This is a genomic window from Phenylobacterium sp., assembly GCF_025934275.1.
Classification (GTDB): Bacteria; Pseudomonadota; Alphaproteobacteria; order Caulobacterales; family Caulobacteraceae; genus Phenylobacterium.
The window spans coordinates 45,621-64,445 of the sequence record NZ_JAICYI010000005.1 but is presented as its reverse complement, the minus strand read 5'-3'; the positions used below and the strand labels follow the sequence as shown (position 1 = coordinate 64,445).

Annotated in this window: 20 protein-coding genes and 1 pseudogene; 13 read left to right on the top strand and 8 right to left on the bottom strand. The window is 71.5% G+C overall.

The genetic code is table 11. The features are described 5' to 3' along the window. Positions 1 to 13: 13 nt before the first annotated feature. The 3 genes from Q0W60_RS02615 to Q0W60_RS02605 are packed head-to-tail and all read right to left on the bottom strand — an operon-like array spanning position 14 to position 4,205. Positions 14 to 2,512, bottom strand: a complete 2,499-nt coding sequence (locus Q0W60_RS02615; RefSeq protein WP_297692269.1) for an ATP-binding protein — start codon at positions 2,510 to 2,512, stop codon at positions 14 to 16. Beyond that, positions 2,509 to 2,847 carry a plastocyanin/azurin family copper-binding protein gene (locus Q0W60_RS02610; RefSeq protein WP_297692267.1) on the bottom strand — a complete coding sequence of 113 codons (339 nt, stop codon included), beginning with the start codon at positions 2,845 to 2,847 and terminating at the stop codon, positions 2,509 to 2,511. Before Q0W60_RS02610 ends, Q0W60_RS02615 begins: the two co-directional genes overlap by 4 nt. Next, complete coding sequence (locus Q0W60_RS02605) at positions 2,844 to 4,205, bottom strand: hypothetical protein (protein WP_297692265.1); 1,362 nt, start codon at positions 4,203 to 4,205, stop codon at positions 2,844 to 2,846. The genes Q0W60_RS02610 and Q0W60_RS02605 overlap by 4 nt, the downstream gene beginning before the upstream one ends. A 402-nt stretch (positions 4,206 to 4,607) precedes the next feature. Here Q0W60_RS02605 and ffh point away from each other — a divergent pair, with 402 nt between their 5' ends. From ffh to rimM, 3 genes and pseudogenes are all read left to right on the top strand, one after another. Beyond that, a complete protein-coding gene (gene ffh, locus Q0W60_RS02600) occupies positions 4,608 to 6,119 on the top strand; it encodes a signal recognition particle protein (RefSeq protein WP_297692263.1) in 1,512 nt (503 codons plus the stop codon). Between the two features lie 22 nt (positions 6,120 to 6,141). Next, positions 6,142 to 6,624 (top strand): annotated as a pseudogene (gene rpsP, locus Q0W60_RS02595) (30S ribosomal protein S16); the annotation flags it as partial. A 279-nt stretch (positions 6,625 to 6,903) separates the two neighbouring features. After that, complete coding sequence (gene rimM, locus Q0W60_RS02590; protein WP_297692261.1) at positions 6,904 to 7,407, top strand: ribosome maturation factor RimM; 504 nt, start codon at positions 6,904 to 6,906, stop codon at positions 7,405 to 7,407. 58 nt (positions 7,408 to 7,465) lie between these two features. Here rimM and Q0W60_RS02585 read toward each other — a convergent pair whose 3' ends face one another. Next, positions 7,466 to 8,329, bottom strand: a complete 864-nt coding sequence (locus tag Q0W60_RS02585; protein ID WP_297692259.1) for an acyl-CoA thioesterase II — start codon at positions 8,327 to 8,329, stop codon at positions 7,466 to 7,468. A gap of 109 nt (positions 8,330 to 8,438) precedes the next feature. On the opposite strand from Q0W60_RS02585, the gene trmD reads away from it, so the two are divergent. Next, on the top strand, positions 8,439 to 9,149 hold the full coding sequence (gene trmD / locus Q0W60_RS02580) for a tRNA (guanosine(37)-N1)-methyltransferase TrmD (RefSeq protein ID WP_297692257.1): 711 nt from the start codon (positions 8,439 to 8,441) through the stop codon (positions 9,147 to 9,149). A 26-nt stretch (positions 9,150 to 9,175) separates the two neighbouring features. Then, complete coding sequence (gene rplS / locus Q0W60_RS02575; RefSeq protein ID WP_297692255.1) at positions 9,176 to 9,592, top strand: 50S ribosomal protein L19; 417 nt, start codon at positions 9,176 to 9,178, stop codon at positions 9,590 to 9,592. A 9-nt stretch (positions 9,593 to 9,601) separates the two neighbouring features. On the opposite strand, the gene Q0W60_RS02570 is transcribed toward rplS, so the two are convergent. Next, a complete protein-coding gene (locus tag Q0W60_RS02570; protein ID WP_297692253.1) occupies positions 9,602 to 10,492 on the bottom strand; it encodes a LysR family transcriptional regulator in 891 nt (296 codons plus the stop codon). An 89-nt stretch (positions 10,493 to 10,581) separates the two neighbouring features. Between Q0W60_RS02570 and Q0W60_RS02565 the strand changes: the two genes are divergently transcribed. Continuing rightward, on the top strand, positions 10,582 to 11,556 hold the full coding sequence (locus Q0W60_RS02565; RefSeq protein ID WP_297692251.1) for an NAD-dependent epimerase/dehydratase family protein: 975 nt from the start codon (positions 10,582 to 10,584) through the stop codon (positions 11,554 to 11,556). A 6-nt stretch (positions 11,557 to 11,562) separates the two neighbouring features. Here Q0W60_RS02565 and Q0W60_RS02560 read toward each other — a convergent pair whose 3' ends face one another. The 3 genes from Q0W60_RS02560 to Q0W60_RS02550 form a co-directional block, all read right to left on the bottom strand. Then, complete coding sequence (locus Q0W60_RS02560) at positions 11,563 to 12,471, bottom strand: M56 family metallopeptidase (RefSeq protein ID WP_297692249.1); 909 nt, start codon at positions 12,469 to 12,471, stop codon at positions 11,563 to 11,565. Next, entirely contained in the window at positions 12,464 to 12,838 is a 375-nt protein-coding gene (locus tag Q0W60_RS02555) for a BlaI/MecI/CopY family transcriptional regulator (RefSeq protein ID WP_297692247.1), read from the bottom strand. Before Q0W60_RS02555 ends, Q0W60_RS02560 begins: the two co-directional genes overlap by 8 nt. 62 nt (positions 12,839 to 12,900) lie before the next feature. After that, positions 12,901 to 13,281, bottom strand: a complete 381-nt coding sequence (locus Q0W60_RS02550; RefSeq protein WP_297692245.1) for a MotA/TolQ/ExbB proton channel family protein — start codon at positions 13,279 to 13,281, stop codon at positions 12,901 to 12,903. 255 nt (positions 13,282 to 13,536) lie between these two features. On the opposite strand from Q0W60_RS02550, the gene leuC reads away from it, so the two are divergent. From leuC to leuB, 7 genes are all read left to right on the top strand, one after another. Continuing rightward, positions 13,537 to 14,949 carry a 3-isopropylmalate dehydratase large subunit gene (leuC, locus tag Q0W60_RS02545; protein WP_297692313.1) on the top strand — a complete coding sequence of 471 codons (1,413 nt, stop codon included), beginning with the start codon at positions 13,537 to 13,539 and terminating at the stop codon, positions 14,947 to 14,949. Further along, positions 14,946 to 15,743 (top strand): VOC family protein, encoded by a 798-nt coding sequence (locus Q0W60_RS02540; protein WP_297692243.1) that lies wholly within the window; start codon positions 14,946 to 14,948, stop codon positions 15,741 to 15,743. Before leuC ends, Q0W60_RS02540 begins: the two co-directional genes overlap by 4 nt. Positions 15,744 to 15,829: 86 nt before the next feature. Then, entirely contained in the window at positions 15,830 to 16,081 is a 252-nt protein-coding gene (locus tag Q0W60_RS02535; RefSeq protein WP_297692242.1) for a DUF2442 domain-containing protein, read from the top strand. Between the two features lie 23 nt (positions 16,082 to 16,104). Further along, positions 16,105 to 16,716 (top strand): 3-isopropylmalate dehydratase small subunit, encoded by a 612-nt coding sequence (leuD, locus tag Q0W60_RS02530; protein ID WP_297692240.1) that lies wholly within the window; start codon positions 16,105 to 16,107, stop codon positions 16,714 to 16,716. Beyond that, positions 16,713 to 17,327, top strand: a complete 615-nt coding sequence (locus Q0W60_RS02525; RefSeq protein WP_297692238.1) for a hypothetical protein — start codon at positions 16,713 to 16,715, stop codon at positions 17,325 to 17,327. The genes leuD and Q0W60_RS02525 overlap by 4 nt, the downstream gene beginning before the upstream one ends. Continuing rightward, positions 17,324 to 17,626 (top strand): putative quinol monooxygenase, encoded by a 303-nt coding sequence (locus Q0W60_RS02520; protein WP_297692236.1) that lies wholly within the window; start codon positions 17,324 to 17,326, stop codon positions 17,624 to 17,626. The genes Q0W60_RS02525 and Q0W60_RS02520 overlap by 4 nt, the downstream gene beginning before the upstream one ends. Positions 17,627 to 17,728: 102 nt before the next feature. Next, positions 17,729 to 18,781, top strand: a complete 1,053-nt coding sequence (leuB, locus tag Q0W60_RS02515) for a 3-isopropylmalate dehydrogenase (protein ID WP_297692235.1) — start codon at positions 17,729 to 17,731, stop codon at positions 18,779 to 18,781. The last annotated feature ends 44 nt before the right edge of the window (positions 18,782 to 18,825 follow it).

Here is an 18,825-nt window from a genome sequence, read left to right as displayed (position 1 = left end):
CGACCGGGGCGGCTCAGACCGCGGCTTCGACCACGGCAGGCGCGCGCGCGCCTGGATCGGTCGCCTGGGCGATCGCGGCGAACAGCTCCTCCACCCGGATCGGCTTGGCGACGGCGGATTCCATGCCGGCCGCCCGATAGCTCTCCAGCTGGTGGGTCATGGCGTTGGCGGTCAGCGCGATGATCGGCGTCCGCGCCCGTCCCGTCTCCCGCTCGCGCCGGCGGATTTCTCCGGTCGCCGTCGGCCCGTCCATCACCGGCATCTGGACGTCCATCAGGATCACGTCCCACGCCTCCGCCTCCCAGGCGGCGAGCGCCTCGGCGCCGTTGTCCACGATCCTCGGCTCGATCCCCGCCTGGCCGAGCAGGGTATTCAGCACGAGCTGGTTCACCGCATTGTCCTCGGCGGCGAGGATGCGCAGCGCAGCGCCGCCGAGCGGCTCGGGCGCGGCCTCCTGCGCAACGGCGGCGGGCGCATCGCCGATCCGCTCGAGCGGGACCTCGGCGGTGAAGCGGCTGCCCTGGCCGGGCTTGCTCGCCACCGTGATCCGGCCGCCCATCGCCTCGCAGAGCTCGCGACAGATCGCCAGGCCCAGACCGGTGCCGCCGAACGTGCGCGTCGTCGAGGAATCGGCCTGCACGAACTTGTCGAACAGGTGCTCGATGCGGTCGGCGGGAACGCCGATGCCGGTGTCGCTGACGCTCAGCCTGACCTGCGCGCCGGTCCGCTCCGCGGTGATCCGGACCTCGCCCTGCACGGTGAACTTCAGCGCGTTGGATAACAGGTTCGAGAGCACCTGGCGCACGCGCATGGGATCGCCGCGGTAGATGCCGCCGATGCCGGGCCCGAGCGCCAGACCGAGCTCCAGCCCCTTCTTGTCGGCAACCGCCAGGAAGCTCGCATGCGCCTTGCGGACCAGCTCCTCCAGGTCGAACTCGACCGCCTCCAGCTCCAGCTTGCCGGCCTCGATCTTCGAGAGATCGAGCACGTCGTTGAGGATCGCGAGCAGCGCCTCGCCCGATTGGCCGATCACCTCCAGCTTCGCGCGCTGCGCGTCCGAAAGCTCGTCGGCCGCCATCGCCTGCGCCATGCCGAGCACGCCGTTGAGCGGTGTGCGGATCTCGTGACTCATCATCGCCAGGAACTCGCTCTTGGCGCGGTTGGCGGCCTCCGCCGACTCCTTCGCCAGCCGCTCGTGCTCGACCTGCGACTGCGCCTCGAGCTGGCGGGCGGCGATCTCCCGCTCGCGGGCCTCGACGCGCTCGCGCAGCCGCATCACGTCGCGCATCAGCTCGGCGAACTCGCCCGACCCGGCGACCTCGACGCTTTCGCGCCGGGCGCCGGTCTCGATGGCCTGGATCGCCTGCCGGGCTCGGCTCAGCGCCGAGAGCACGCTGCGCGAGAGCAGGAAGCTCAGCACCGCGCCGGCCAGGACCGCCGGCGCCAGCACCAGCACGATCAGGTCGTGCCCGCGGGCTGCGGTCGCCGCCATCGCCAGCCGGCCCTGCAGGACGGCGTTGGTCTGGGCGTCGACCGCCGCCTGCGCGAGCGCTTGGACCCGCGCCAGGCCGGACGGCGGCGGCGCGCCCGCCGCCGCGGCGCGGAGCCCGGCTTCGGCCTTCAGCAGATCGCGGCGCGCTTCGAGGTCCGTGGCGCGGCCGGAAAGGTCCTCGAGGTCGGCCGCCACCTTGCCGGCGCGCGCCGCGAAGGCGGGCCGCTCGCCGGCGTCCTGCGGCAGGTCCAGGCCCGCCACTCCGGCCAGCGCCGTGCGCATGTCGTCGAGCGTCGCCACCTCCGTCTGGTCGAAGCGGTCGCGGGCGTCGCCGAAGGCGCGGTACTGGCTCGCGGCGAACAGCCCCGAGGCCGCGCTGAGCGCGAGCAGCCCCGCGCAGCCGGCGGCGAGCTGCAGCGCCAGCGGGATGCGATGGGTCAGCCGGTCGGTCCGCGCCGCAGCCATCATCCGCGGCATCACCGGAATGTTGCGGACCAGCTGGTTGAAGACCACCGCGGCGACGTGCAGCCCGATCAACCCGATCAGGACGTCGGCTGTCCAGCGGTGAGCGAGCTTCAGCGCCGTCGCCTGCGGGTCGGTGAAGGTCAGGAGCTGCGGCAGGTCGAAGAGCCAGAGCGCGCGGACGACGTCGCCGCGCGACCAGGCCTGCAGCACCCCGATCACGGGCTGCGCCAGCACGAGCGCGATGAGACCTGCATGCGTCGCCTGGGCGGCGAGCCTCTGCCAGCCGGGCAGCCGCCGGTCGGCCGCGGGAGGATGGATCGCGACGCCGAGCCCGACGCGGATGAGCGCGAGCAGCCAGACGGCCGTGCCGCAGCTGCGGTGCAGCGCCAGGACGACGGCGGCGAACTCCACCGAGCGCAGCTGGTGCAGGACGAGAATCAGCGCCAGCTGGACACAGACCGCCAGCGCCAGCGCCCAGTGCAGGACCCTGAGCGCGGCGGGGTAGCGCGGCAGGGGCCGGCCGGAAACGGCCTCGGATGTCCGGGTCTCGTTCACTCGACCACGATCGTCATGCGCATGTTGGGATGGATCGCGCAGCTCACCTTGTAGACGCCGGGCTTGACCAGCGGCGCGCGGAACGGTTGGCCCCGCGCCTGCAGGCCGCTGTTCACCGAAAAGTCCCGGCCGGAGATGGTGATGTTGTGCGAGGTGTCGTCGCTGTTGGTGAACTCCACCGAGTCCCCCTTGGCGATCTTGACCAGCTTGACGCTGAACCTCAGGTCCTTCTGATCGACCGTCTGCACGGCGCCCCACGCGTAGCCGGCGAGCGAGCCGGTGAGCATGGCGCAGAGCGCCAGGGCGCCCTGCCCCAGACGTCGGCGCGCGGTCATCGCCGCACCCAGGCTCCGAACGGCGCGACGGCCGCGCTCGCGCCCACGAAAACGGTGTCGTTCGCCGAGGCGCCGGCCGCGCGGCCGTTGAAACGGGTGTAGCCCACCCAGCGCGCGGTCAGCTTGACGTTGGCCCAGTTGACGGGCGAGCGCTTCTTGCCCCACGGCGCATAGCCCAGCTCGACGATGTAGCCGGTGGCGTTCGGCTTGCCGCCCGGCGTGCGGAAGAACCTGGGGTCGCTCGAGCCGGTCGTGCGGAACGCGCCGACCGCCGGGGTCCAGGTGTCGTCGAAGGTCGCGATCGCGTCTGCCCGGTAGGTGTCGAGGTGGTCCTTCGGCTGCGCGCCGCTCAGGACGCGGCTCGCGCCCAGCCGCGCGTCCTCATGCACCCAGGCCGCGTGGCCCGCGAGGAACCACCGCTTGCTCCCGAAGTACTGATAGGTCGCATCCAGCGCCATATCGTCGAAGCGGTCCTCGCCGGCCGTCGGCGGGCCCGCCGGAAAGCGGCGCGCCTCCAGCCCATAGGCGCCCACCTCGAGGTAGTGCGCGTCGGCGAACTCGTGCTGCACGGCCACGCGCCCGTAGGGCAGGACGCCGGTGTAGCGGTCGGCGTTGGCGGGCGTGGTGACGCCCACGCGGTTCAGGAAGCCGCTGTCGAGCGGCCGGTAGCCCGCGAACTCGGTGTAGAGCGTGTCGTCCCACAGCGCGTAGGCGCTCACCCCCGCGACCCGGCTGGCCAGCTTGGAATCCACCACCGCAGCGGCGGCCGGGGTCGCGGCGAACGGCGAGGTCGCCGGCGAGAAGGCGAAGGCCGCCGGCGTGTTCCAGATGTCCTCGACGCCCGGCCGGTTGTTGAGCCCGGCCCCATAGACTACGTCGTGGCCCGCAAGCGTCCCGGTGAAGGTCCGCCGCACGTCCACCTTGGCGAGCGAGAAATGGCGCCGGACGCCGTCGTAGAACACCTCGGCGAACGCCCCCGCCCCGCCGACGAGCCGTCCCGCGTAGGCGATCATCGCGTTCTGGAAGGCGCTGTTGCCGTTGGCCTCGTAGCCGGAGATCGGCGGCCGGTCGGCGCGGGTCTGGGTGTAGGAGGCGATGGCGGTCAGCGCGATCGGCGGCAGCGTGTTCTTGCCGTCCCCCGCCGCATAGCCGAACAGCTTGAAGTCGCGCCCGTACTGCTTGAGCTGCGGTCCGAACGCGCCCACGTGGCAGCGCGCGCAGGGCTCGCCGGTCTGCTGCGAGAAACTCGGCAGGGCCGCTGTGGGCGCCGCCCACAGCGCGCCGGCTGCGAGCGCCAGGAGGATCGCACCCGCCCGCGCGAGCCGCCTCGCCCCGCTCTTGGGCGCCCGGATCCGCATCACAGCCCCCCGACTGATCACGCGACGCGGCGTAAAGGTTACGGTGTAAAGAAGGGTTAAGCACGCGTTCGCCGAAGGCTGTCTGAGGTCGGCTTGGAGCTCTGGAATCGACGCCAGATCGTCGCCGCTCGCCGGCCCGCGCCGAGAGGATTCCCCAATTTGGGTACCTACCTCGACTGTGGAAGCGCTTGCCCATCTCTTCCCTTCATCGGGCTCGGCAGGCCGCCTCTTCCTTGACCTGACCGTTTCTTTGCCCCCATAACCCGCCGCTTCCGGCGCAACCTCGGTCAGCGCCCTCCACCGCCACGACCCCCAGCACTGTCTTGGGACGAGGGCGGCGAGGCCCCCCGTCGACGCAATCGTCCACGGGGGTCGACTGCGTTTGGGCCAGCAGGGAACCGTATGTTCGACGCGCTGTCAGATCGCCTTGCCTCCGTCTTCGACCGGCTCTCCGGTCGGGGCGTGCTGTCCGACAAGGACATCGACGAGGCGCTGCGCGAGGTGCGTGTGGCCTTGCTCGAGGCCGACGTGGCGCTGCCGGTGGTGCGCGAGTTCATCGCCAAGGCCAAGGAGCGGGCCAGCGGCGAGGCGGTGATCCGCTCGGTCAAGCCCGCCGACCAGGTGGTCAAGATCACCTACGACGGCCTGGTCGAGATGCTGGGCGGCGAGGGCGAGCCGGAGGGCATCAACCTCTCGCTCAATCCGCCGACCATCCTGATGATGGCCGGCCTGCAGGGCTCGGGAAAGACCACCACCGCCGCCAAGCTGGGCCTGCGCCTCGCCAAGGAGCGCAAGAAGGTGCTCCTGGCCTCGCTCGACACGCGCCGCCCCGCGGCCATGGAGCAGCTCGCCACCCTGGCCAAGCTGGCGGGCGTCGAGAGCCTGCCGATCGTCGTCGGCCAGGCCGCGCCCGACATCGCCAGGCGCGCCATCTCGGCCGCGCGGCTGCAGGGCTATGACGTCCTGATCCTCGACACCGCCGGGCGCACCACGCTGGACGAGGCGATGATGAGCGAGGCGGCCGAGATCGCCCGCATCGCCCGCCCGCACGAGACCCTGCTGGTCGCCGACGCGCTGACCGGCCAGGACGCGGTCAGGACCGCCAAGGCGTTCCACGAACGCCTGCCGCTCACCGGCCTGGTGCTGACCCGCGCGGACGGCGACGGGCGCGGCGGGGCGGCGCTCTCCATGCGCGCCGTCACCGGCCTGCCGATCAAGTTCCTGGGCGTCTCGGAGAAGATCGACGGCCTCGACGCCTTCGACGCCCACCGCGTGGCCGGCCGCATCCTGGGCGCCGGCGACGTCGTCGCGCTCGTGGAGAAGGCCGCCCAGGACCTTGACGCCGCCAAGGCCGAGGCCATGGCCAAGCGGCTCGCCAAGGGCCAGTTCGACCTCGACATGATGGCCGAGCAGCTGCAGCAGATGAAGAAGATGGGCGGCATGGAGGGGCTGATGGGCCTCCTCCCCGGCGTCCAGAAGATGAAGCGGCAGATCGCCGAGGCCGGCATCTCCGACAAGATGGTCGAGCGCCAGGCGGCGATCATCTCCTCGATGACCAAGGCCGAGCGGAAGAAGCCCGACATCCTGCAGGCCTCGCGCAAGCGGCGCATCGCGGCCGGCGCAGGCGTCGAGGTGGCCGAGGTCAACCGGCTCCTGAAACAGCACCGGCAGATGGCCGACGCCTTCAAGATGATGAGCAAGGGCGGCGGCAAGGGCTTCGCCCAGATGGCCCAGATGCTTGGCGGCGGGGGCGGCATGGACCGGCTGAAGGCGCTGGGCGGCGGCAAGCTGCCGATGCCCTCCGAGCAGGAGATCCAAGACATGGCCGCGAAGCTGCAGCAAGGCGGCGGCCCGAAACTCCCCGGCCTGGGAGGCGGCGCGCTGCCGCCAGGCTTCAACCCGTTCAAGAAATGATCCGAACCGAAGGACCCCCTAGATGCTGAAGATCCGTCTCGCCCGCGGCGGCGCCAAGAAGCGCCCCTACTACTCGATCGTGGTGGCCGACAGCCACGCGGCCCGCGACGGCCGCTTCATCGAGAAGCTGGGCTCCTACAACCCGCTGCTCAGGAAGGACGATCCCAACCGGATCATCGTCAAGGGGGAGCGCATCGCCGAGTGGATGAAGAAGGGCGCCCAGCCCACCGACCGCGTCGCGCGGGAGCTTTCCAAGCTCGGGATCACCACCTGGACGGCGGGCTCCAACCCGAAAAAGGGCGAGCCGGGCGAAAAGGCCAAGGCTCGCGCCGAGGAGCGGGCTCAGCGCGAGGCCGACCGCGCCGCAGCCGAGGAGGCCGCCAAGAACGCCCCGCCGCCGGCCGAGGAGGAAACCCCCGCGGAGGCCGAAGCGGCGCCCGCCGAAGAAGAGGCCTCTGCCCCCGAGGCTCCGGCCGCCGAGGCTCCTGCCGGTGAGGCCGCCGAAGCTGCGCCGGCCGCGGAAGCCGAAGCCGAGGAGACCCCCGCCGCCGAGGCGGCCGAGCCGGAGGCGCCCGCCGCCGAGGCCGCGCCTGAGGAGACCGTCGAGGTCGAGCAGGCGGCCCAGGATGCGGCCACTCCCGACGAGGTCTCCGCGCCCGGCGATGAGGCTGGAGAGGGGTAATTTTGACCGCTCATCCCGGCGACGGCCGCGACCCAAGCGGCCGGTCCGGCGCGCAATCGCCGATTCAGCTCGGGCCCCGGCCGTCGCCGGGGTGAGCGGTTGATGGCCTCTAACCTCCTGCTCGTCGGCCGGGTCGCCGGCGCGTTCGGCGTCAAAGGCGAGGTGCGGATAAGCGCCTATACCGAAGACCCGATGGCGCTGGTGACCTACCGCGTCCTGCTGCGGGAGGACGGCCGCCCAGGGCTGACGCTGACCGGCGGCCGCGCCGCGAAGGGCGCGCTGATCGCGCGCGCCGGCGAGATCGAGACCCGCGAGCAGGCCGAGGCGCTGCGGGGGCTGAAGCTCTACATTCCCCGCGAGATCCTCCCCGAACCCGAGGACGACGAGTTCTATGTCGCCGACCTGGTCGGCCTCTCGGTGGTGACCTCCGCCGGCGAGGCGCTCGGCGAGGTGAAGTCCGTCCAGGATTTCGGCGCCGGCGATCTCCTGGAGGTTCAGCCCAAGAGCGGCGCAAGCTTCTGGCTTCCGTTCACGCGCGAGGCCGTCCCCGAGGTGCGGATCGCCGACGGACTCGTGGTCGCGGTGAGGCCCGAGGAGACGGAGTAGTCCCCGCCTTTAACGTGAGGGGCGGCGCGCCGGCCGCTTCGCGGCCCCTCCCTCCCCGTCAAGGGAGGGAAGTCTTCTTCCGCATCCTGATCAGCCCCTCCTGCGCCACGCTCGCCACCAGGACGCCGGCCTCGGAATAGATCGCGCCGCGGATGAAGCCGCGGCCGCCGGACGCCGAGGGGCTGTCCTGCGCATAGAGGTGCCAGGTCTCGAAGTTGGTCGGCCGGTGGAACCACATGGCGTGGTCGAGGCTCGCCGACTGGAAGCCCGGCGTCTGCCAGTGCACCCGGTGCGGCCGCATGGCGGTCGAGAGCAGGTTCATGTCAGAGGCGTAGGCGAGGATCACCTGGTGCATCCTGGGATCGCCGCCGATCGGGTCGCGGCAGCGGATCCAGCTCGCGGTTTCCGGCTCGCTGGGGCCGCCCTGGAAATAGGTGCGCGCGTCCTCCGAGCGCATCTCGATGGGCTGGTGGCGATCCATCCAGTCCTTGAACATCTCCGGGTTCTTCTCGACCATCTCGCGGCGCATCGCCCGCTCGTCCGGGAGCTCCGACCAGCCGGGGGCCTCGGGCATCGGCGCCTGGTGCTCGTAGCCCTCCTCCGCCACCTGGAACGAGGCCGCCAGGTTGAAGATCTGCTGGCCGTGCTGCACGGCGATCACCCGCCGGGTCGTGAAGCTGCCGCCATCGCGGGCGCGGTCCACCTCGAAGATGATCGGGTGGGTGGGATCGCCCGGCCGGATGAAGTAGCAGTGCAGCGAGTGGCAGGTCCGCTCCTCGACGGTCTCGTAGGCGGCCAGCAGCGACTGGGCGATCACCTGGCCGCCGAAGATGCGGCCCGGCCGGTTGTCGGGCGTTGTCCCCCGGAACAGGTTCACTTCCAGCCGCTCGAGCTGGAGGGTCTCGACCAGGGTCTCGTCCATCGGGGATCTCTGCGCCGGCCATGTTGCAGTTGCGAAGGCGCCCCTTACGCGCGCGGCCCTCCCCCCGCAAGGCTTGACGCGACGCCGGGCTTGCGCGCCTTCAGCCGCCATGGGTTTCGACGTCACCGTGCTCACCATGTTCCCGGAGGCCTTCCCCGGCCCGCTGGGCGTTTCGCTGATAGGCTCGGCCTGGCGCGAGAAGGGCCTGTGGCGGCTCGAAACGGTGGACATCCGGGGCTTTTCCAAGGATAAGCGCGGCTTCCTCGACGACACCCCAGCGGGTGGCGGCCCGGGACAGGTGATGCGGGCGGACGTGATCGCCTCGGCGCTGGATGGCGTGGAGGTGCGCGGTCGGCCGCTCTTGTACATGAGCGCGCGGGGCCGGCCCCTGACCCAGGCGCGCGTGCGTGAGTGGGCCCTTGGCCCCGGACTGATCGTGCTCTGCGGTCGCTTCGAAGGGGTGGATCAGCGGGTGATCGAAGCCCGCGGGTTCGAGGAGGTCGCGGTGGGCGATGCGGTGCTGGCCGGAGGCGAGTCGGCCGCGCTCGTGGCGATCGAGGCCGCCCTCCGGCTGGTCCCGGGAATCCTGGGCGAGCCGGCGAGTCTGAGCGAGGAGAGTTTCGAGGACGGGCTGCTGGAGCATCCGCAGTACACACGGCCGCGGAGGTTCGAAGGGCTCGAGATTCCCGAGGTGCTGCTGTCGGGCGATCACGCAAGGATCGCGAGCTGGCGGCGGGAACAGCGGGAGACGACCACGCGGGAGCGGCGTCCGGACTTGTGGGCGAGGCTCGCCGCCAATCAACAGGCAAAGGGCAGGTAAAGCCCGGCACCCAAGGATCTGAACCGATGAACGTGATCGAAGAACTCGAGAAGGAGGAGGCCCAGCGCCTCACCGCCGCCCGCAAGATCCCGGAGTTCCGGCCGGGCGACACCGTGCGCGTCAACGTGCGCATCAAGGAAGGCGAGCGCGAACGCGTCCAGGCCTACGAGGGCGTCTGCATCGCCCGCTCGGGGAGCGGCGTCCACGAGAGCTTCACCGTCCGGAAGATCTCCTTCGGCGAAGGAGTCGAGCGGATCTTCCCGCTGCTGTCGCCGATGATCGAATCCATCGAGGTCAAGCGTCGCGGCGTCGTCCGGCGCGCCAAGCTTTATTACCTGCGCGACCGCCGCGGGAAGTCGGCCCGCATCGCCGAGCGCCAGATGCAGGCCGCCGGCCGCGACGAGCCCTCCGAGACGCCGGACGTCACCCAGGCCGACGAATAATCCCGACCCTCAGTTCCCGTCGCCGACCGCCTCGGCGAGGCCGGCGACGAGGTGGTCGAACATCAGCCGCATGCGGCGCGAGGTCCTCAGGTTCTCGTGCATGCAGACCCACATCTCCAGCCGGAACGGCAGCGTCCCGGGCATGACCTGCCGAAGGCCTGCGCGCCGGCCGATGCCGTGCTGGACGACGCCGATCCCGAAGCCCGCCTTGACGGCGGCGATCTGGGCGACGTCGTTGTCGGTGCGCAGCGCGAACATCTCGCGGCTCACCGGGCGTCGGGTCGGCAGCCCCTCGACGGTCATCGGCGCGCGGGTGTCGAAGCCCACCACCGCATGCTGCTCGAGCTCCTCGAAGGTGTGCGGCTCGCCGTGCCGCTCCAGGTACTCTGACGTCGCATAGAAGCCGAATCCGACGCTGCCGATCTTCTTGGCGACCAGGGTGTTCTGGGTCGGCCGCGCCATCCTGACCGCGATGTCGGCGTCGCGCCGCGTCAGATCCTCGTTGCGGTTGGAGAGGGTCACCTCGATGTCGATCTCGGGATGCGCCTCGCGGAAGCGGGTGAGGATGGCGGGCAGCACCTCGACGCCGACGATCTCGCTCGCCGTCACCCGCACCACGCCGGAGGAGCCGTCGGCCGCGCCCGAGGCGTCGCGCTGGGCGGCCTGGGCGGCGGCGTACATGTCGTCGAGATGCGGCTTGAGCGCCTGGGCGAGGTCGGTCGCCTGCAGGCCACGCGGACTGCGCAGGAACAGGGGCCCGCCCAGCCGGCGCTCGAGCTCGTCGATGTGCCGGCCGATGGTGGGCTGGGTCAGCGCCCGCAGCTTGGCGGCCGACGACAGGCTTCCGGCGGTCAGCACGGCGTGCAGGCTCTGGAACAGGTCCCAGTCGGGCGAAGCCATGCGACATTGAATAGCTGGTTCACGCAGAAACGCAATTCCGTTCATCAGCCTGCGCGGTCATGGTTGGGCCGTGCGAAGGAGATGACGCCATGCAAGCCCTGGCCCTGGTGATCGGCGCGACCGGCGCGTTCGGCGGCGAGACGGCGCAGGCGCTGCTGCGCTGCGGCTGGCGCGTGCGCGCCCTGCACCGCGATCCCGATCGCGCCCGCGCCGCCAGCGACCTCGCGCTCGATTGGGTGAAGGGCGACGCCATGGCGGGCGACGACGTCCGCCGCGCCGCCGAGGGCGCCCGCGTCATCGTCCACGCCGCCAACCCGCCCGGCTACCGCAACTGGAAGGGCCTCGCCCTGCCGATGCTGGAGAGCGCCATCGCTGCGGCCAGGGCGGAAGGCGCCCGCATCCTGCTTCCCGGCAACGTGTACAACTACGGGCCGGACGCCTTCCCGCGCCTCTCCGAGGCCTCGCCGCAGCACCCCTTGACCCGCAAGGGGGCGATCCGCGTGGCGATGGAGCAGCGCCTCGCCCAGGCGGCGCAGGAGGGCGCCAAGGTCTTGATCCTGAGGGCCGGCGACTTCTTCGGCGCGCGCGGGGCCGCCTCGTGGATGGGCTCGGTGATGTTCCAGGCCGGCAAGCCGGTGCGGAGCCTGAGTTACCCGGGCCCGCTCGGCGTGCGCCATGCCTGGGCCTATCTGCCCGATCTCGCCGAGACCGCGGCGCGCCTGCTGATGATGGAGGCCGAGCTCGCCGCCCACGCCAGCTTCCACTTCGCGGGCCATGCGCTCACCGGCCGCGAGCTTCGCGCCGGCTTCGAGGCGGCGGTCGGACACAGGCTGCCGATCCGCCCGTTCCCCTGGTTCGCCCTCCCCGCCGTCGCGCCGTTCAACGAGACGCTCCGCGAACTCTTGGAGATGCGCTACCTCTGGCGCGACGAGGTCGTCCTCGACAACGCCCGCCTCGTCGCGACGCTCGGCGCCGAACCGCACACGCCGATCGAGATCGCGCTGGACGAGACGCTGCGGGCGCTAGGATGCCTGCCGCCCGTCGAGCTCGTCAGAGCCGCCTAGCGCGCCTTACCGATGCGCCGGGCTGGTCTTCCAGGTGACCAGCATCACCGACATCTGGCCGTTGGGCGGCTGCTGGTCGTAGATGCCGATGGGATCGGGCGGCGTGTACCTGAGCGGCGGCTCTGCTGCGGTGGCCAGGGCCGCGGCCGTGAAGAGCCCCGCAGCGATCGTCAGCGATCCGGCGAGCCCGCCATCGCGGGTCCCACGCCGCAGCAGCTCCACCCGAAGCTCCAGGGGATGCTTCGCCCGCGCCGGCCAGTAGCAGCCGAGCGGCAGGGCGGCGCCCGCCAGCTGGGTCTTCAGGAGGGTCCTGGCGTAGAGCGCCCTGTCCTTCGGCCGTCTCCGCAGCACGGCGGCATCGCAGGCGAGCTCCTGGTCGAGACGGGCCTTGTGCGCCGCCAGGTGGGCGAGCGGGTTGAACCAGGCGAGGCACTGGAAAAGCGCCATCAGCGCGCCCGCCCGATGGTCCTCGCGGCGGATGTGCTCGCGCTCGTGGGCCCGGATCAGGTCGCGCTCGGCCTGGCTGTAGCGCCCGTCGTCCGGCGGCATGAGGATCCGCGGGTTGATCACCCCTACGACGGCTGGCCCGGCGAGGCCCTTCCGCGCCGCCTTCAGGAAGACCGCTTGGGCCCGCCCCAGGAGCGCGACGGCCACGGCCGCGCCCGCCAGCCAGACCCCGAGCAATATCGGCGCGGCGTGCTCCGGCGTCAGCCGCGCCAGGGCGGCGGTCCCCACCGGGGCCACCTTGAACGGCAACAGGCAGGCGAGGATCGCCAGGGGCGGCGCGCCCCAGAGCCGATAGGCCGCTTCAGGGCCCAGGGCGGCGCGCACGGGCAGCCGCAGAACAAGCACGGCGATCACCGCCGCCGCGCCCACCACGTTGGCTCGCAGCAGGAGGTCGGCGATCTCAGTCATCGTCCCGCTCCATCTCGGCGATCAGCGCCTTCAGCCGCTCCAGCTCCTCAGACGAGAGCGGCCGGTGCCTGGCGTAGTGTGCGACGAGCGGCGCAAGCTCGCCGCCGAACAGGCGGTCCAGCAGCCCCTGGCTCTCGCCGGTGACGTACTCCTCGCGACTGACGAGCGGCCGGTAGCGGGCGCGCCCGCCCTCGCGCTGGGAGGCGACAGCTTTCTTCTTCAGGAGGCGGTTGATGAGGGTCTTGACGGTCGCCTCGCCCCACCCCTGCGGGCCGCCGACGTCGCGCACCAAGTCCTCGGCGCCCAGCGGGCCCTGGGCCCACAGCGCCTCCATGATCTGGCTTTCCGCTCCGGAGATCCGGGCCATCAGAGCCGCGCCATGTCTTACACCTGTAGCTCAGATGGAGCGTACGCCTGTAATCGAAAGCGTCAAGCGGCGCGGTCGGCGAACCGAAGGTGGGCGCGGAGTCCCGCCGCGAGCGAGGCGGCGAGCAGGCCCAGGAGGATGCACAGGCTGGCCTCCGCCAGGCCCGGGGCGATGGTGGCGAGGTCCGGCGTCGGCCGCACGTTGGCGAGCCCGATCGACATGTTGAGCAGGCCATAGGCCGCGGCGGTCAGGCCGAACAGCGGCGCCGCCACGAGCACCGACGACAGGATCGTCTCGCCGCGCGGCGTCCGGCGGCCGCCGAGCTGGCCCACCCAGACCGCCACGGCGGCGATCAACAGCACGAGAAGCAGGAACAGGAAGACCTGCACCACCACCGAGGCGTGGGCGAAGACGGCGATGAGGGTCAAGCGTTGCGCAGGCATGCGGGCTCTCCTGAACCACAACTGTATTCGCGCGAAAGTTACGCATGTAATCCAAACTGTCAACCGCGCCGTTCAGGGGAAATGCGCTGATTTCGCCGCATCGCAGCATCGCGTCGTCAGGCGAAGTGGGAACGGGTTCGCCGCCCGGAGGGCGCGATAAATTGAAGTTTGAGCGCAGCAGGACGCAAGAGCGGGGACCACTTTTGCTGGCTGTCGCCCTAGACGTGCGCACATCGGCGGACCTACATGCCGCCGATGCCCGGCAAGACGCTCTACGACAAGATCTGGGACGCCCACGTGGTCGCCGAACAGGACGGCGAGACGATCCTCTATATCGACCTGCACCTGATCCACGAGGTGACCACGCCGCAGGCGTTCGCCGGCTTGCGCGCCAACCATCGCCCGGTGCGCCGCCCCGACCGCACCCTTGCCGTCGCCGACCATAACGTGCCGACCGAGGGCCAGGGCCGGGGCGTGGACGCCGTCGCCGACGACGAGGCGCGCCTGCAACTGCAAACGCTCGAGCGCAACGTCCAGGACTACGGCATCGAGTTCTTCCCGATGGGCGATGTGCGCAACGGCATCGTCCATGTGGTCGGGCCCGAGCAGGGCCGCACCCAGCCCGGCATGACCATCGTCTGCGGCGATTCCCACACCTCGACGCACGGCGCCTTCGGGGCGCTCGCCCACGGCATCGGCACCTCCGAGGTCGAGCACGTGCTCGCCACCCAGACCCTGCGGCAGCAGAAGGCGAAGAACCTGCGCGTGCTGATCGAGGGCACGCCCGCTCCCGGCGTCGGCGCCAAGGACTTCGCCCTCGCCGTGATCGCCGCGATCGGCACGGCCGGCGGCGCCGGCTACGTCATCGAGTACGCGGGCTCGGCAGTCCGGGCGCTCTCGATGGAAGGGCGCATGACGCTCTGCAACCTGACCATCGAGGCCGGCGCGCGGGCGGGTCTGGTCGCGCCGGACGCGACCACCTTCGACTACCTGCAGGGCCGTCCCGCCGCACCCAAAGGCGGCGCCTGGGAGATGGCGCTCCCCTATTGGCGGACATTCTTCTCCGACCCCGAGGCCGTGTTCGACCGCGAGGTCAGGATCGACGCCGCGGCCATCGCCCCGCTGGTCACCTGGGGCACCAGCCCGGAGGACGTGATCCCGGTCACCGGCCTGGTTCCGGACCCCGCCGACTTCGCGAGCCCCGACAAGCGCGCCTCCGCCGAGCGGGCGCTGGAGTACATGGGCCTTCGCGCCGGCCAGCCGATCGCCGGCGCCGCGGTCGACGTGGTGTTCATCGGCTCGTGCACCAACAGCCGGCTGGAGGACCTGCGGACCGCCGCCGCCATCGCGCAGGGCCGCCAGGTCGCCCCCGGCGTCCGCGCCATGGTGGTGCCGGGCTCCGGGCTGGTGAAGGCGCAGGCCGAAGCCGAGGGCCTGGACGAGGTGTTCAAGGCCGCCGGCTTCGACTGGCGCGAGCCGGGCTGTTCGATGTGCCTGGGCATGAACCCCGACCGCCTGGCGCCGGGAGAGCGCTGCGCGTCGACCTCCAATCGCAACTTCGAGGGCCGCCAGGGCCGCGGCGGCCGCACCCACCTGATGAGCCCCGCCATGGCCGCGGCCGCCGCGCTCGCCGGCCGCATCGCCGACGTCCGGGAGTTCCTGCGGTGATCACCGGCCTGCACCACATCGCGATCGTCGTGCGCGACTTCGAGGCGGCCCGCTCCGGCTACGCGCGGCTGCTCGGCGTCGAACCGATGGCCCAGGATGGCGACGGCGCGCAGCGCGCCTGGTTCTGGCTCGACAACATGGGGCTGGAGGTCATCGCGCCGGCCGGCGAGGGGCCCGCCAGCGTGCGGGTCCGTGCGCGCCTCGATGAGGCCGGCGAGGGCGTCTGGCTGATCGCCTTCACGGTCGCGGACCTGCGGGCCGCCGCCGCGCTGTGCGAGCGGCGCGGCCTCGCCGTCTCCGAGCGGACCGAGCGCGCGGTGATGTTCGAGCAGGCCTCGACCGGCGGCGTGCAGATCGCACTCATGGGCTTCCCGCCGCTGCCGTCGCGGGCCGGGCCGCCGCTCTCGGCGCTCGACCACGTCGTCGTCCGCACCGCCAATATCGACCGGGCGGTCGCCAACTTCGGCGGCCGGCTCGGCCTAGACCTGCGGCTCGACCGCGCCAATCCGGGCTGGGGCGCGCGCCAGCTGTTCTTCCGCTGCGGCGACGCGGTGGTGGAGTTCGGCGCCAGCCTGAAGGCGCCGGTCTCCGAGGCGCCCGACAGCTTCGGCGGCCTCGCCTGGCGGGTCACCGATCCCGACGCCGTGCACGCCCGCCTTGCAGGAGCCGGCTTCGACGTCTCCGAGGTCCGACAGGGGCGCAAGCCCGGCACCAAGGTCTTCACCGTCCGCGATGCGCCGGCCGGCGTCCCCACGCTCATGCTTTCCGCCGAACCCGCGCCGCAGCCGGCCTAGCGTCGACCGTGCTGCGTTGAATCGGGAGGTCGCCGAACTGTCTGCTAAGGTGAGCGCGGAGCGGGTGGGAGTCCTGGAGAGCTGGAATGGCTATTTCGGCTGCTAAGATGGATGCGCGCGGGGCCGACGTGCGGATCACCGACGAGCGGCTGGAGGTCGCGTTGCGCGATGGCCGTACGGTGACGACGTCGCTGGCCTGGTTTCACCGCCTGGCGGCGGCCGCGCCCGAGGCCCCCCGCGTGTGGGAGCCCGCCGCCGCAGGACTTGGAATTCACTGGCCGCTGATCGACGAGGACCTCAGTGTCGAGGGCCTGCTGCGCAGCGGCGACTTCGGCTGATCCCTAAGAGACCTCATTCGCCAATGCAGCCCTTCACCCGACTCGACGCCAAGCTCGCGCCGCTGCCCTTGGCCAACATCGACACCGACCAGATCATCCCCAAGCAGTTTCTCAAGACCGTGGAGCGCGAGGGGCTGGCCAAGGGCCTGTTCTACGATCTGCGCTTCGACGCCGACGGCCGCGAGAAGCCGGACTTCGTCCTCAACCGCCCGGAGTACAAAGGCGCGGGCGTGCTGGTCGCCGGCGACAACTTTGGCTGCGGCTCGTCCCGCGAGCATGCGCCCTGGGCCCTGATGGACTTCGGGATCCGCTGCGTGATCTCCTCGAGCTTCGCGGACATCTTCTACAGCAACTGCTTCCAGAACGGCCTGCTGCCGGTGGTGCTCAAGCCCGACCAGGTCCAGCAGCTGATGGCCGAGGCCAAGGGCGGCAACCACCTCGTGACCGTCGACCTCGAGGCGCAGACCATCGTCGCGCCGTCCGGCGAGACGTTTCGCTTCGAGATCGATCCGACCCGCAAGGAGAAGATGCTGCAGGGTCTGGATGCGATCGGCGAGACGCTGCAGGCGGCCGGGGCGATCGACGTCTACGAGATGAAGCAGGCGCTCGCCCAGCCCTGGCTGGAGGGCGCGTGATCCAGCCCGCCCCGCCCCCGCCTGCGGTGCACGCGGCCGCGACCGCTCCGCCTTCGCCGCCGTCCTCGACCGTCATCGTCACCTGCGCGATCGGACCGGGCGAAGTCACTCGCGACTGCGCCACTGATCCCGATCCCGGGCATCCCGGCGCGGCCGATGCGGTGATCGCCAGTCTCGCCGCCCATCCGCTGCGGCTGCCCGGCGCACGCATCGAGCAGCGGGTCACCGTCGGGCTGGTCCGCGCCAACCTCGGCAAGCCGCACCCCTTCGGCCCCGCGCCCGTCGCGCCCTACAAACCCGACAGCATCACCATCGACAGCGCTGTCGAACCCGCCCGCTACTATCCGGATCGGGCCGCGCGGATGATGGTGCAGGGGCAGGCTCTCGCCCGCTGCAAGGTGACCGACGAAGGCCGGCTGGACGAGTGCTGGGTCCGCGGCGAGGAGCCCGCCGGCTATGGCTTCGGCGTCGCCGCTCTGCTGCTTGCGACCCAGGCCATGCGCGCCCCTCCGCCGGGTCCGGGCGAGCCCGCCTACGACTGGCGCAGCTTCGACGTGCCGATGAACTGGAGCCTGCCCGCCACCACGCCCCGCCCGGCATCTTCGCCATGACCGTCGTGATCGCCGGCACGGTGCGCGTGCCGCCGGAGAGCCTCGCGCGTTTCAAGCCGCACATGCAGGCGATGCTGGCCGCCAGCCGCGCGGAGGACGGCTGCCTCGTCTACTCCTACGCCGAGGACGTGGCCGAACCCGGCCTGATGCGGGTGTTCGAAGCCTGGCGCGACGAGGCGGCGTTGCAGGCGCACTTCCAGACCGCCCATATGGCCGCCTGGCGGGCCGCCTGGCCGCAGTTCGGCGTCGGCGACCGCCGGCTCACGCTCTACGAGGTGACCGCCGAGCGGCCGCTCTGAGGTTCGCGGCTAACTCGCAAGACCGCCAAGACGAGGCGCCCGCGGGCTTCCCCCGGCGCGCGCCATCCCCTAGGAGACCGCGCGGCAACCCGAAGGACGCCTATGACCGACCTGATTCTCCTGCCCGGCGACGGCATCGGCCCCGAGGTGCTGGCCGAGGTGAAGAAGGTGGCCGCGAGGCTGACGCCGGACCTCGCCCTGGACGAGCATCCGTTCGGGGGAACGAGCTTCGACCAGCTGGGGACGCCGCTCTCGGATCGGACGCTGGCCGCGGCCAGGGCCGCGCGCGCGGTGCTGATGGGCGCGGTCGGCGGCCCGAAGTGGGCCTCGGCGCCGCGCGACAAGCGCCCGGAGGCCGGTCTCCTCGCCCTGCGCGCCGGCATGGGCGTGTTCGCCAACATCCGGCCGGCGCTCTGCTTCCAGCCGCTGGCCGACGCCTCGACGCTGAAGCGCGAGGTGGTCGAGGGCCTCGACATCGTCATCGTGCGCGAGCTGACCGGCGGCGTCTATTTCGGCCAGCCGCGGTTCATCGAGGACCTGCCGGGCGGCGGCCGCCGCGGCGTCGACACCCAGGTCTACACCACCGCCGAGATCGAGCGGGTCGCGCGTGTGGCCTTCGATCTCGCCCGCGGCCGCCGGAACAAGGTCACCTCCTGCGAGAAGTCCAACGTCATGGAGACCGGCCTGCTCTGGCGCGAGGTGGTGACCGATCTCCACAGCCGGGAGTTCGCCGACGTCACGCTCGAGCACATGCTGGCCGACAACGCCGCCATGCAGCTGGTGAAGAACCCCCGTCAGTTCGACATCATCCTCACCGACAACCTGTTCGGCGACGTGCTCTCCGATGAGGCCGCCCAGCTCACCGGCGGCCTGGGCCTGCTGCCGTCGGCGGCGCTGGGCGAGCCCGGCGGCCCCGGGCTCTACGAGCCGATCCACGGCTCGGCCCCGGATATCGCCGGCCGCGGGATCGCCAATCCGCTGGCGGCCATCCTCTCCTTCGAGATGGCGCTCCGCTGGTCCCTGGGACGTCCCGAGGCCGCCGACCGGCTGTTCGCCGCGGTCGGCGCGGCCCTCGACTCCGGCGCGCGCACGCCCGACATCGGCGGCGCGCTCTCGACCGCCGACATGGGCGCGGCCGTCCTGGCGCAACTCTAGAGGCGCCTGCGGCGTCCTGCCGCACCCGGACGTCGCAGGCAAAA

What these genes read in the sequence shown, in the direction of transcription:
- Q0W60_RS02610 (WP_297692267.1), bottom strand. Translation starts at nt 2,847, where the DNA reads ATGACCGCGCGCCGACGTCTGGGGCAGGGCGCCCTGGCGCTCTGCGCC.
- Q0W60_RS02605 (WP_297692265.1), bottom strand. Translation starts at nt 4,205, where the DNA reads ATGCGGATCCGGGCGCCCAAGAGCGGGGCGAGGCGGCTCGCGCGGGCG.
- ffh (WP_297692263.1), top strand. Translation starts at nt 4,608, where the DNA reads ATGTTCGACGCGCTGTCAGATCGCCTTGCCTCCGTCTTCGACCGGCTC.
- rimM (WP_297692261.1), top strand. Translation starts at nt 6,904, where the DNA reads ATGGCCTCTAACCTCCTGCTCGTCGGCCGGGTCGCCGGCGCGTTCGGC.
- Q0W60_RS02585 (WP_297692259.1), bottom strand. Translation starts at nt 8,329, where the DNA reads ATGGACGAGACCCTGGTCGAGACCCTCCAGCTCGAGCGGCTGGAAGTG.
- trmD (WP_297692257.1), top strand. Translation starts at nt 8,439, where the DNA reads ATGGGTTTCGACGTCACCGTGCTCACCATGTTCCCGGAGGCCTTCCCC.
- rplS (WP_297692255.1), top strand. Translation starts at nt 9,176, where the DNA reads ATGAACGTGATCGAAGAACTCGAGAAGGAGGAGGCCCAGCGCCTCACC.
- Q0W60_RS02570 (WP_297692253.1), bottom strand. Translation starts at nt 10,492, where the DNA reads ATGGCTTCGCCCGACTGGGACCTGTTCCAGAGCCTGCACGCCGTGCTG.
- Q0W60_RS02565 (WP_297692251.1), top strand. Translation starts at nt 10,582, where the DNA reads ATGCAAGCCCTGGCCCTGGTGATCGGCGCGACCGGCGCGTTCGGCGGC.
- Q0W60_RS02560 (WP_297692249.1), bottom strand. Translation starts at nt 12,471, where the DNA reads ATGACTGAGATCGCCGACCTCCTGCTGCGAGCCAACGTGGTGGGCGCG.
- Q0W60_RS02555 (WP_297692247.1), bottom strand. Translation starts at nt 12,838, where the DNA reads ATGGCCCGGATCTCCGGAGCGGAAAGCCAGATCATGGAGGCGCTGTGG.
- Q0W60_RS02550 (WP_297692245.1), bottom strand. Translation starts at nt 13,281, where the DNA reads ATGCCTGCGCAACGCTTGACCCTCATCGCCGTCTTCGCCCACGCCTCG.
- leuC (WP_297692313.1), top strand. Translation starts at nt 13,537, where the DNA reads ATGCCCGGCAAGACGCTCTACGACAAGATCTGGGACGCCCACGTGGTC.
- Q0W60_RS02535 (WP_297692242.1), top strand. Translation starts at nt 15,830, where the DNA reads ATGGCTATTTCGGCTGCTAAGATGGATGCGCGCGGGGCCGACGTGCGG.
- leuD (WP_297692240.1), top strand. Translation starts at nt 16,105, where the DNA reads ATGCAGCCCTTCACCCGACTCGACGCCAAGCTCGCGCCGCTGCCCTTG.
- Q0W60_RS02520 (WP_297692236.1), top strand. Translation starts at nt 17,324, where the DNA reads ATGACCGTCGTGATCGCCGGCACGGTGCGCGTGCCGCCGGAGAGCCTC.
- leuB (WP_297692235.1), top strand. Translation starts at nt 17,729, where the DNA reads ATGACCGACCTGATTCTCCTGCCCGGCGACGGCATCGGCCCCGAGGTG.